Source organism: Microbacterium sp. NPDC055502, from assembly GCF_053643635.1.
The window spans coordinates 478,765-490,525 of record NZ_JBSHKJ010000001.1 but is presented as its reverse complement, the minus strand read 5'-3'; the positions used below and the strand labels follow the sequence as shown (position 1 = coordinate 490,525).

Genomic DNA, 11,761 nt, shown 5'->3' with positions numbered 1-11,761 from the left:
TCATAGGCTGAGGATCATGGCCGAGCTCCCGCCGGATGCCGCGTCGTCCGCCCCCCTCTCCGACCGTGCGATCGACCTCGCGCGCCGCTGGGTGATCGAGGCCGCGGCGGCCGAGGTCGACCCCGCGGCCGCACGCCTGGCCGGGGTGCTGCGCGACGCGAACGGCCTGCCCTTCACGCTCGGCTTCGTCGACGGGGTGATGCGCCCGGAGAGCCTGACCGCGGCCGCCGCCCGCCTGCACCGCATCGCGCCGATCGTGCCCGAGTTCCTGCCCTGGTACCTGCGCTCGGCCGTGCGTCTGGGCGGGGGTGTCGCGCCCGTGCTGCCGACCCCGGTCGTGCCGATCGCGCGGCGGGCGCTGCGCGACATGGTCGGGCACCTCGTGGTCGACGCGCGTCCCGCCAAGCTCGGCCCCGCGATCGAGCGGCTGCGTGCCTCGGGCTCGCGGCTCAACCTCAATCTGCTGGGCGAGGCGGTGCTGGGCGAGGCCGAGGCGCAGCGCCGGCTGGACGGCATCCACGAGCTCATCCGCCGCGCCGACGTGGACTACGTGTCGGTCAAGGTGTCGGCCATCATGAGCCGCATCTCGATGTGGGGGTTCGACGCCGTCGTCGACCGCGTGGTGCAGCGTCTGCTGCCGCTGTACCTGACCGCGGCGGACGACGGCACCTTCATCAACCTCGACATGGAGGAGTACCGCGACCTCGACCTCACGATCGCGGTGTTCACGCGGCTGCTGGAGGATCCGCGGCTGGCGCGGCTGGAGGCCGGCATCGTGCTGCAGGCCTACCTGCCCGACGCGCTGCCCGCGCTGCAGGAGCTGACCGCGTGGGCGCAGGACCGCGTGGCCCACGGGGGTGCCCGCATCAAGGTGCGGCTCGTGAAGGGCGCGAACCTCGCCATGGAGCACGTCGAGGCGCGGCTGCACGGCTGGACCCCCGCGACCTACGACACCAAGCTCGACACCGACGCGAACTACCTCCGCTGCCTGGACTGGGCGCTCACGCCCGCGCACACCTCCGCCGTGAAGCTGGGGATCGCCGGGCACAACCTGTTCGGCATCGCCTACGCCTGGCTGCTCGCGGGCGAGCGCGGCGTGCGCGACGCGATCGAGTTCGAGATGCTGCTCGGGATGGCGCAGGGCCAGGTGCGGGCCGTGTCGCGCGAGGTCGGGGCGGTGCTCCTGTACGTGCCCGTGGTCGCCCCGGCCGAGTTCGACGTGGCCATCAGCTACCTGGTGCGGCGGCTGGAGGAGAACGCGTCGTCCGACAACTTCCTGTCCGCGGCCTTCCGGCTGCACGAGGACGAGGGGCTGTTCGCCCGGGAGCGCGACCGGTTCCTCGACGCCCTCGACCGCTCCACGGACGCGACCCTGCTCCGCGGACCGCGCCGCACGCAGGACCGGCTCGCACCCGTGCACGAGTCGGTTCGCCCGGCCGCCGCGGCCCCGATCCCCGAGGCCGACCTGACGCAGGCGGTGCTGGGCATCGCCCGCGGCGCCGACGGCGCGGACACCGGGGCCTTCCTGGAGACGGCGGTGTACGCGGCCCGCGAGCGCGGGGAGGACACGGGCGGCGCTCCGGGCTTCACCAACACGCAGGACACCGACCTCGCGCTGCCCGCCAACCGGGAATGGGCCGACGGGATCCGCGGTCGCCTGGCCGATTCGACCGTGGGGGAGGCCGTGCTCGCCGCCGCCAGGGTCGACGACGCCGACGAGCTCGCTCGCCTCGTGCAGGGCGTGCGATCCGCTGCCGCGTCGTGGGGCTCGCGTCCGGCGGCGGAGCGCGCGGAGGTGCTGCTACGGGCCGCCGCCGCGCTCGACGGTCGGCGCGGGGAGCTGATCGAGGTGGCCGCGGCGGAGACCGGAAAGGTGTTCGCCGAGGCCGACGTGGAGGTCAGCGAGGCCGTCGACTTCGCCCGCTACTACGCCTCCACGTGCCGCGAGCTCGACGCGATCTCCGGTGCCGTGTTCGAGCCGGCGCGCGTGACCGTGGTCGCGCCGCCCTGGAACTTCCCGCTGGCGATCCCGGCCGGAGGAGTGCTCGCCGCGCTCGCCGCCGGCTCGGGGGTCGTGCTCAAGCCCGCCCCGCAGGCGCGACGCTGCGCCGCCGCGCTCGCCGAGGCCCTGTGGGAGGGCGGCGTGCCGCGCGAGGTGCTCGCCCTGGTCGACATCGAGGAGGGCGAGCTCGGACGGGCGCTGATCACCGACGAGGCCGTGGACCGCGTGATCCTCACCGGCTCGTGGGAGACGGCGGCGCTGTTCCGCTCGTGGCGCCCCGACCTGCCGCTGCTCGCCGAGACCAGCGGCAAGAACGCCATGATCATCACGCCGTCCGCCGACCTCGACCTGGCCGTCGCCGACCTGGTCAAGAGCGCCTTCGGGCATGCGGGGCAGAAGTGCTCCGCCGCCTCCCTCGCGATCCTCGTCGGCCCGGTCGGCCGTTCGCAGCGCTTCGCCCGGCAGCTCGCCGACGCGGTCCGCTCCCTGCGCGTGGGCTGGCCGGCGGATCCGTCGGCCGAGGTGGGCCCCGTGATCGAGCAGCCGCAGGGCAAGCTCGCCTGGGCGCTCACCGAGCTGGAGGGCGACGAGCGGTGGCTGATCGAGCCCGCCCCCGTGGACGGCGACGAGAGCGGACGACTGTGGCGGCCCGGCGTGCGCGTGGGCGTGCAGCCGGGGTCGCGCTTCCACCTCGAGGAGTTCTTCGGCCCGGTGCTCGGCATCATGCACGCGCCCACGCTCGCGCGCGCGATCGAGCTGCAGAACGCGGTCGCGTACGGCCTCACGGCCGGGCTCCACACGCAGGACCCCGACGACCTGTCGCTCTGGCTGGACCGGGTGCAGGCGGGCAACCTCTACGTCAACCGCGGCACCACGGGGGCGATCGTGCAGCGGCAGCCCTTCGGCGGCTGGAAGCGGTCGTCGGTCGGACCCGGTGCGAAGCCGGGCGGCCCGAACCACCTGATCGGCCTCGGCACGTGGCGCTCGCAGCCCGGGGGCGCGGCATCGAGCACCCTGCACCTGCGGGGACTCGACTCGCGCATCACGGCGCTCATCGAGTCGGCGCAGCCGTCGCTGGCGTACGAGGCCTTCGAGTGGCTGCGGCGCGCGGCCCTGTCGGATGCCCTGGCCTGGGACCGTGAGTTCGGGCGGGTGCGCGACGTGTCGCGGCTGGAGGTGGAGCGCAACCTGTTCCGCTACCGTCCGGGGCACGTGGAGATCAGGGCGACCGAGGACGCACGCCTGCAGGACGTGCTGCGGGTCGTGATCGCGGGGGTCCGCGCGGGGGCGGGCTTCGTGCTCTCCACCCCGGTGGGGCTTCCGGCCGGGGTGCGGCACGCGCTGGGCGACCTCGACGCGGTGGTCTTCCTGGAGTCGGACGAGGAGTGGATGCAGCGCCTGCTGCGCGCGGAGGAGGAGCCGGCGGAGGGCGCGAGCGCGGGCGCGCGGTACGACCGGGTGCGTCTGGTGGGCGGCCGGGAGGCGGTCGCGACGCTGCGGGCGTCGCTGGCGGCGGCGACCGCGGGCGACCCCGACCTGGCGGTGTACGACGCGGAGGTGACCGCGGCCGCCCGCATCGAGCTGCTCCCGTTCGTGCACGAGCAGTCGATCTCCATCACGGCGCACCGCTACGGCAACCTCGACCCCTGGAGCGCTCCCGTCATCTGACCCCGCCCCCGCCCGCCGCGCCCACCGGTGCGGGGTCGAAAAGGTGCGTTCCGCGGGCGTGTCCGGCGCGTCTTCGATCCGGCACCGCCGGGCGTGTAAAAGATTCTTGACACGGTGATCCACCGCGCATAGCCTCATGTCAAGAATCCTTTACATTCGGAGGGCGTCATGGTCTACGAGGAACGCAATGTCTGGGCGGGGCTCATCATCAGCCCGATCGTGCTCGTCGCCTACGTGGTGCTCGTGCTGCAGCAGGCGGCGGGCGGACCGCTCACCGCGGTCGACTGGTTCCCGCTCATGCTCTGGAGCATCGGCGGCGGCATCGTCGGCACCATCCTGCTCAGCGTCGCCTGGGGCATCCTGGCCGGGATGCGCGACCCCGACGGCGTCGGCCGCTCCGACATCCGCGACCGCGACATCGGCCGCATGGGCGCCCGCGTGGAGCAGGCGTTCGTGGCGATCGCCGGACTCGGCGTGATCGTGCTGTGCGGGATCGGAGCCGACGTCTTCTGGATCGCGAACACGATGTTCCTCGGGTTCTTCGTGGCCGCGGTGGTCGGCGGCATCGCCCGGGTGATCGCCTACCGGCGGGGGCTCGTGTGATGGTCAAGCCCACCCTCGTCTCCAACAGCATCCGCGCCCACCGCGAGCGGGCAGGGCTCACCCAGGCCGAGCTCGCCAAGACCGTCGGCGTGACGCGCCAGACGCTCATCGCGATCGAGCAGCAGAAATACTCGCCCACGCTCGAGCTCGCGTTCCAGATCGCCCGTGCCTTCGGCGTCGGGCTCGACGAGCTGTTCTCCTATCCGAGCGCCCCCGGAGGTGCCGCATGACCGCCCGCATGGCCGCCTGGCGTCGCGAGACCTACGGCCCCGCCGACGGAGTCGCGCTCGAACGCCTCCCCCTGCCGCAGCCGCACCACGGCGAGGTGCTGCTCCGCGTGCGGGCCACCGCGCTCAATGCGGGCGACGTGCGGCTGCTGCTCGGCGATCCGCTGCTCGTGCGACCGGCGTTCGGGCTCACCCGGCCGAAGCATCCCGTGCGCGGCATGGAGGTCGTCGGCACGGTCGTGGGTGTCGGGCCCGACGTGGTGGGCGCCGAGCTCGACGAGCACGTGGTCGGGGAGCTCGTGGGCGGCGGAGGTCTCGCGGAGTACGTGCGGGTGCCGGCCGCCCGGCTCGTGCCGCTGCCGCCGGGCGTGGAGCCCGAGGTCGCCGCCACGCTCCCGGTCGCCGGGGGCACGGCGTGGCAGGCGCTCGACCTCGGCGGGGTCGGACTGCACGGCGGCACCCCGCGGGTGCTGGTGATCGGGGCGTCGGGCGGGGTCGGCACGTTCGCGGTGCAGCTCGCCGCGCTGCGCGGGGCCGAGGTGTGGGCGTCGTGCCGCGACCGCAACCAGCCGCTGATCGAACGCCTCGGGGCCGTGCGCACGTTCGACCACCGGGTCACGCCCCTGCGCGAGCTGCCCGCGGGGCACTTCGACGCGATCATCGACGTCGCGGGCGGCATCCCGCTGCGGCAGCTGCAGCGACTGGTGGTGCCCGGCGGTCGCGTGGTGCTGGTCACCGGCGACGGCGGGCCCGTGCTGGGTCCGATCCCGCGCATGCTGAGGGCGGTCGTGCTGTCGCTCGGATCGCGGCGCATCCGCCCGCTCGCGGCGACGCCCCGGCCCGAGGTGCTCGCCCGGCTGCTCGAGCTCGTGGCGGATGGCAGCCTCGTGCCGGTGATCGCCGAGACCTACGACTTCGCCGAGGCCGGGGCCGCGCTCGCCCGGCTGCAGGAGGGGCACGTGGTCGGAAAGCTGGTCGTGCGCGGCACCTGAGCGCGGCGGCGCGGGATCTGGCGGGCGGTCAGGCGCGGGTGGCACAATGGTCACCGGCGTGCCCGAGTCGCATCTTCCCCGCACCCGCTCCCGCGCGAGCGACGGGTCGAAGGACCGCCGGGCCCCTGGACAGCGTCCGCCGCGCCCGTTCACACGAGGAGCATCCATGTCGACGCCGGAGACCGCCGTCACCACCGCCCCTGCGCGCACCGCGCACCGCCGCCACTACCTGATGTGCCGTCCAGAGCACTTCACGGTGAACTACTCGATCAACCCGTGGATGGAGCCGGCCAAGCCGACCGACACGGCCCGTGCGGTCGAGCAGTGGCAGAAGCTGTACGACCTGTACGTCGAGCTGGGCCACGAGGTCGAGCTGATCGAGCCGCTCGCCGGATACCCCGACATGGTCTACACGGCCAACGGCGGCTTCCTGATCGACGGCCGCGCGTACGTGCCCGAGTTCCGCTTCGTCGAGCGTCAGGGCGAGGCCCCGGCGTTCGCCGACTGGTTCCGCGCCAACGGCTACGACACGGTGCTGCCCGAAGAGGTCAACGAGGGTGAGGGCGACTTCCTGCTGGTGGGTGACGTGATCCTCGCCGGCACCGGGTTCCGCTCCACGGGCGACAGCCACCGCGAGGTGGGCGAGGTGTTCGGCCGTGAGGTCGTGTCGCTCAACCTCGTCGACCCGCGCTTCTACCACCTCGACACCGCCATCGCGGTGCTCGACCCGGTGCAGGGCGTGGAGAACGGCGGCCCGGAGCGCGCCAACATCGCCTACCTGCCCGGTGCCTTCGACGACGCCAGCCGGGCCGAGCTCGAGCGGCGCTTCCCGGACGCGATCCTGGTGTCCGACGAGGACGGCGCGGTGTTCGGCCTCAACTCGTCCAGCGACGGCTACAACGTGATCATCTCGCCGCGCGCGAAGGGCTTCGAGCAGCAGCTGCGCGAGCGCGGGTACAACCCGATCACGGTCGACCTGTCCGAGCTGCTGCTCGGCGGCGGCGGCATCAAGTGCTGCACGCTCGAACTGCGCGGTGCGAAGTGACCGCGGTCGAGCCGGTGACCGCGGCGGCCGCTGAGGCCACGGCGCACGCGGAGCCGCACGTCGCGCACAACTACCACCCGCTGCCGGTCATGATCGCGCGGGGCGAGGGCGCGTGGGTCACCGACGTGGAGGGCAAGCGCTACCTCGACCTGCTCGCCGCCTACTCGGCCGTGAACTTCGGTCACCGCCACCCCGCCCTGGTCGCCGCCCTCACGGAGCAGCTCGGCCGCGTGACCCTGGTGAGCCGGGCGTTCCAGAGCGACACGCTCGAGCCCTTCGCCGCGGCGCTCGCCGAGCTGTGCGGCAAGGAGCTCGTGCTCCCGATGAACACCGGCGCCGAGGCCGTGGAGACCGGCATCAAGGTCGCCCGCGCCTGGGGCTACCGCGTGAAGGGCATCCCCGAGGGCGAGGCGCGCATCGTGGTGGCCAACGGCAACTTCCACGGGCGCACGACCACCATCGTGAGCTTCAGCGACGACGAGACCGCGCACGACGACTTCGGCCCCTACACGCCGGGCTTCGACCGGGTGCCGTTCGCCGACGCCGACGCCATCGAGGCCGCGATCACGGAGAACACCGCGGCCGTGCTGGTCGAGCCGATCCAGGGCGAGGCCGGGGTCGTGATCCCGCCGGAGGGCTACCTGCGCCGCATCCGCGAGATCTGCGACGCGAAGAACGTGCTGTTCATCGCCGACGAGATCCAGGCGGGACTGGGCCGCGTGGGCGAGACGTTCGCGTGCGACCGCGAGGGCGTCGTGCCCGACCTGTACCTGCTCGGCAAGGCGCTCGGCGGCGGCATCCTCCCGGTGTCGGCCGTGGTGGGCGACCGCGACGTGCTGGGCGTGATCCGCCCGGGCGAGCACGGGTCGACGTTCGGCGGCAACCCGCTCGCGGCGGCGGTCGGGCTGCGCGTGGTGGAGATGATGCAGACGGGCGAGTTCCAGGAGCGCGCACGGGCTCTGGGTGCGCACCTGGAGGCCGCGCTGCAGCCGCTCATCGGCCACGGCGTGACCGCGGTGCGCATCGCGGGGCTGTGGGCCGGCGTCGACATCGACCCGGCGATCGGGACGGGCCGGGCGGTCGCGGAGAGGCTGTCGGAGCGGGGTGTGCTCGTGAAGGACACGCACGGCCAGACCATCCGCATCGCCCCGCCGCTCGTGATCCGCGCGACCGAGCTCGACTGGGCGGTCGAGCAGCTCAAGCTCGTGCTGGCGGGCTGAGCGCCTCACACGCACGCGAAGGATCCGCGGGCGGGCACCGGTCTCCGGTCGTCCCGTCCGCGGTTCCGTCTGCGGGAGCGCTCAGGCCGGCGGGTTGTCCGGGTCGAGCGTCTTCAGGGTGTCCTCCTCGGCGGGGTTGTCCGCGTCGAGGCCGTCCTCCGTGTTCTCCGAGCCGCCGAGCGGGGCGTGACCGGGGCCGGAGCTGCCCTGGATCGCGCCGCCGGTCGACTCGCCGCGGGAGCTGTCGCCCTGGATCGCGCCGCCGGTGCCGTCGCCCTGGCCGTCCTCCTGGGGCACGTCGACGTCGGGCGCGCCCTCTGCCGGGTCCTGGGGGTGGGGGGTGCTCATGTTGTCGTCCATGGCCCGACCGTACGGCGTGGGGTGGGTGACGCGGAGGGCGTTGACAAAACGCCGCGGTCGTCACTCGCCGTCGTCGCGGCGCACCGTGCGGATCGGCGTGGTCACGGTCGCCTTCTCGGTGAAGTCGACCGGTTCGACGGGCTGCACGACCCGCAGCGGCCGCGTCTCGTCGAGGGTGAGCAGGAAGCGGCTGGTCTCGTGCCGGTGCAGGCGCCCGGAGGTGAGCACCCACAGCACGCCGATGGCGCACGCGACGAAGCCCGCCGTGCCGCCCAGCATGATCGCGGCGCGGGGGCCGAACGTGTCGGCGACCCACCCGGCGATCGGCGCGCCGACCGGGGTCGAGCCCATGATCACGGCCATGTACAGCGCCAGCACGCGTCCGCGCAGCGCCGGGTCGGTCGTGATCTGCACGTACCCGTTCGCCGTGGTCAGCAGCGTCACGATCATGAAGCCCGTGAAGGTGAGGGTCACGGCGTAGGCGAGGTAGCTCGGCATGGCGGCCGACACGAACGCGGCGATGCCGAACCCGCCCGCGGCGAGGATCACGACCCGCACGCGCGCGGTGTCGCGGCGGGCGGCGAGCAGCGCGCCGATCAGCGAGCCGATCGCGAGCACCGAGCTGAGCACCCCGTAGCCGTCGGCTCCCGCACCGAACTCGAGGGCCATGGTGGAGGCGAAGATCGGGAAGTTCATGCCGAACGCGCCGATCAGGAACACCGTCACGAACACGACCTTGAGGTCGCTGCGCGCCCACACGTAGCGGAAGCCCTCGGCCAGCCCGCCCCGGTTGCGGTGCTTGGGCCGCGGGGCGAGCAGGTTCGCGCGCATCAGCAGCAGGGCCAGGATCATCGCGAGGAAGGTGGCGGCGTTGGCGATGAACACCCAGCCGGAGCCGATCGCGACGATGAGGAGGCCGCCCACGGCCGGGCCCACCATGCGGGCGAGGTTGAACGAGGCGGAGTTGAGGGCGACCGCGTTCGAGGTGTCGGCGGCGGAGACCATGTCGGACACGAAGGCCTGGCGGGCCGGGGCGTCGAACGCGTTGACGATGCCGAAGCCGAGCGCGAAGGCGAACATCATCGGCAGTGTCATGACGCCGGCCAGCAGCAGCGAGCCGACGGCGATCGCGAGCGCGAGCAGCGAGCCCTGCGTGGCGAGCAGGATGCGGCGGCGGTCGAAGCGGTCGGCCACCCAGCCGGTGAGGCTCACGAGCACGAGGGGCGGCCCGAACTGGAGGGCCATCGTGATGCCCATCGCGGTCGCGTCGTTGTCGGTGAGCTCGGTCAGCACGACCCAGTCCTGCGCGGTGGCCTGCATCCAGCCGCCGACGTTGGAGACCAGGGCGCCCGCGAACCAGATGCGGTAGTTGATGTTCGCGAACGAGCGGAACATGGCGCTCATCGTTCGACCACCCTCCGCATCAGGGCGCTCGCATCGCGCAGGATCGCGAGCTCGGCCTCGGTGTAGTCGACCTCGCGGAGCATGTCGGCCAGCAGCTCGTCGCGGCGGCGGATGGTCTCGACCACGATCTCGGCGCCGGCGGGCGTGATGTCGACCTGCACGCGACGGCGGTCGTCCTCGTCGGGCGTGCGGGCGACGTAGCCCTGCTCCTCGAGCCCGTTGACGATGCTGGTCATGGAGGGGGCGGTCACGCGCTCGCGCTCGGCGAGGGTGGAGATCGTGCGGCGGCCGTTCATGCGCAGATCGGCGAGCACGGCGAGCTGGGTGTCGCTCATGGTGTCGGCGGCGCGGGCGCAGCGGAGGCGGCGGGCGAGCCGGAACGTGGCCAGGCGCAGGTCTGTGGCGGTGAGGGCGAGGAGATCATCGGGCGCAGACATACTTAGTTAGTCTATCTAATATTCGGGCGTCGTGGGCGGGCCGTCGCGGATCCACCCGGCAGAATGGACGGGTGACCCGTACCCTCGCTCTCGAACTCGCCGTCCAGGACCCCGCCGGAGTGCGCATCGCCGCAGAGATCGGCGCCGCCCGTGTCGAGCTCGCCACGGCCCTCGCGCTCGGCGGCCTCACCCCCTCGCCCGGGACCGTGGAGCTAGCGCTCGCCGCCGCCGCCGACGGCCCCGAGGTGCACGTGCTGATCCGTCCGCGCGCCGGCGACTTCCACTACGACGCCGACGAGCTCGCGGTCGCCGAGCGCGACGTGCGCCACGCGATCGCCGCGGGGGCCGCGGGCGTCGTGATCGGCGTGCTCGACGCCGACGGCCGCCTCGACCGCGACGCCGTCGCCCGTCTCCGCGACGCCGCCGGGGGAGCACCCGTCACGCTGCACCGCGCCATCGACGTGACCGCCGACCCGGTCGCCACGCTCCGCACCGCGCGCGAGCTCGGGCTGCGCCGCGTGCTCACCTCGGGCGGAGCGTCCGCCGCGATCGACGGCATCGACACGCTGCGCGCCCTGGTCGCCGCGGCCGAGGGTGCGATCGAGGTCATGGCCGGCAGCGGCGTCGACGTCGCGAGTGCCCCCGTGCTCGCCGAGACCGGCATCGACGCGCTCCACTTCTCCGCCAAGCGCGCGGTCGTCGCCGAGGGTGGCGTGCGCATGGGCTCGGCGTCCGACGGCGTCGGCGGCTACGAGGTCACCGACCGCGACATCGCGGTCGCGATCAGGGACGCGCTCGCGGGGCGCGACCGGTAGGGTCGCAGCGTGACCGACACCCGCGAGTTCACCGATTCCCACGGCATCGCCATCGTCTACGACCTCCACCCGGCTGCGGGCGAGCCCCGCGGCGTCGTGCAGCTGCTGCACGGCGTGGGCGAGCACGCCGGCCGCTATCCCGCGCTGATCGCCGCGCTCACCGGCGCGGGCTTCCACGTGTACGCCGACGACCACCGCGGCCACGGGCGCACCGGTCTGCGTCAGCACGGCGACCCCGAGAAGCTGGGGCGGCTCGGCCCCGGCGGACTCCGGGCGGCAAAGGACGCGATCTGGCAGCTCACCGGCATCATCCGCGACGAGAACCCCGACCTGCCGCTCGTGCTCCTCGGGCACTCGTGGGGGTCGTTCCTGGCGCAGATGCTCGTGAACGAGCACGCCGAGGCGTACGACGCGGTGATCCTCTCCGGCTCGGCCCTGCGGACGCCGCGGTCGCTGAACCCCGCGCCGCTGAACGCCGCGTGGGCCGCCGACGACGCGACCGGATACGAGTGGCTGAGCCGCGACCCCGCGGTGTGGAAGTCCTTCGAGGAGGACCCGCTCACCACGGGCGTGCCCCTCCTGAAGCTCTTCGGTCCGCTCGACGCGGCGCGGCTCTACGGTCGTCCGGCGAAGCACCTCGCCCGCGACCTGCCGATGCTCCTCCTGGTCGGCCGCGACGACCCGGTCGGCGGTCCGCGCAGCGTCCACAAGCTCGCCGACGAGTATCGCCGCCGCTCGGGCCTCACCGACGTCACGACCCTCGTGTACCCCGACGCCCGTCACGAGATCTTCAACGAGCAGCAGCAGGACGAGGTGCGCGCCGACGTGCTCGCGTGGCTCGACGCGCACATCCCCGCCCGCTGACATCCCCGCTGCCGGGCGGCGACCCCGGTGCGAGGTCGTTATCGGCCCTCCGCCCGGCCTCGTGGGCCCCTTTTCGCACCCGCACCGGCCCGTCCGCCCCCACACCCGCACGCGACCGAGGCGG

Annotated in this window: 11 protein-coding genes; 8 read left to right on the top strand and 3 right to left on the bottom strand. The window is 73.5% G+C overall.

All coding sequences use genetic code 11. From position 1 onward, the window contains the following. Window positions 1-16: 16 nt before the first annotated feature. From ACWH95_RS02510 to rocD, 6 genes are all read left to right on the top strand, one after another. Window positions 17-3,670 (top strand): proline dehydrogenase family protein, encoded by a 3,654-nt coding sequence (locus ACWH95_RS02510; protein WP_454120108.1) that lies wholly within the window; start codon window positions 17-19, stop codon window positions 3,668-3,670. A gap of 168 nt (window positions 3,671-3,838) precedes the next feature. Then, complete coding sequence (locus ACWH95_RS02505; RefSeq protein WP_136034142.1) at window positions 3,839-4,273, top strand: hypothetical protein; 435 nt, start codon at window positions 3,839-3,841, stop codon at window positions 4,271-4,273. Then, window positions 4,273-4,503, top strand: coding sequence for a helix-turn-helix transcriptional regulator (locus ACWH95_RS02500; protein ID WP_136034144.1), 231 nt, complete (start codon window positions 4,273-4,275; stop codon window positions 4,501-4,503). Before ACWH95_RS02505 ends, ACWH95_RS02500 begins: the two co-directional genes overlap by 1 nt. Next, the gene (locus ACWH95_RS02495; protein ID WP_136034146.1) at window positions 4,500-5,492 is read left to right on the top strand and encodes an NAD(P)-dependent alcohol dehydrogenase; all 993 of its coding nucleotides are present in this window, start codon (window positions 4,500-4,502) and stop codon (window positions 5,490-5,492) included. The genes ACWH95_RS02500 and ACWH95_RS02495 overlap by 4 nt, the downstream gene beginning before the upstream one ends. Window positions 5,493-5,658: 166 nt before the next feature. After that, the gene (ddaH, locus tag ACWH95_RS02490; RefSeq protein WP_136034148.1) at window positions 5,659-6,537 is read left to right on the top strand and encodes a dimethylargininase; all 879 of its coding nucleotides are present in this window, start codon (window positions 5,659-5,661) and stop codon (window positions 6,535-6,537) included. Next, window positions 6,534-7,757 carry an ornithine--oxo-acid transaminase gene (gene rocD / locus ACWH95_RS02485; protein ID WP_452313275.1) on the top strand — a complete coding sequence of 408 codons (1,224 nt, stop codon included), beginning with the start codon at window positions 6,534-6,536 and terminating at the stop codon, window positions 7,755-7,757. The genes ddaH and rocD overlap by 4 nt, the downstream gene beginning before the upstream one ends. 81 nt (window positions 7,758-7,838) lie before the next feature. Here the strand turns inward: rocD and ACWH95_RS02480 are convergent, their stop codons facing one another. The 3 genes from ACWH95_RS02480 to ACWH95_RS02470 are packed head-to-tail and all read right to left on the bottom strand — an operon-like array spanning window position 7,839 to window position 9,958. Beyond that, the gene (locus tag ACWH95_RS02480; RefSeq protein ID WP_136034150.1) at window positions 7,839-8,117 is read right to left on the bottom strand and encodes a hypothetical protein; all 279 of its coding nucleotides are present in this window, start codon (window positions 8,115-8,117) and stop codon (window positions 7,839-7,841) included. Window positions 8,118-8,177: 60 nt separating this feature from the next. Next, complete coding sequence (locus tag ACWH95_RS02475) at window positions 8,178-9,512, bottom strand: MFS transporter (protein ID WP_136034163.1); 1,335 nt, start codon at window positions 9,510-9,512, stop codon at window positions 8,178-8,180. Window positions 9,513-9,517: 5 nt separating this feature from the next. After that, a complete protein-coding gene (locus ACWH95_RS02470) occupies window positions 9,518-9,958 on the bottom strand; it encodes a MarR family winged helix-turn-helix transcriptional regulator (protein WP_136034152.1) in 441 nt (146 codons plus the stop codon). Between the two features lie 71 nt (window positions 9,959-10,029). On the opposite strand from ACWH95_RS02470, the gene ACWH95_RS02465 reads away from it, so the two are divergent. Together ACWH95_RS02465 and ACWH95_RS02460 are read left to right on the top strand one after the other, a co-directional pair. After that, window positions 10,030-10,773 carry a copper homeostasis protein CutC gene (locus tag ACWH95_RS02465; protein ID WP_454120107.1) on the top strand — a complete coding sequence of 248 codons (744 nt, stop codon included), beginning with the start codon at window positions 10,030-10,032 and terminating at the stop codon, window positions 10,771-10,773. A 9-nt stretch (window positions 10,774-10,782) separates the two neighbouring features. Beyond that, window positions 10,783-11,637, top strand: a complete 855-nt coding sequence (locus ACWH95_RS02460) for an alpha/beta fold hydrolase (protein WP_454120106.1) — start codon at window positions 10,783-10,785, stop codon at window positions 11,635-11,637. The last annotated feature ends 124 nt before the right edge of the window (window positions 11,638-11,761 follow it).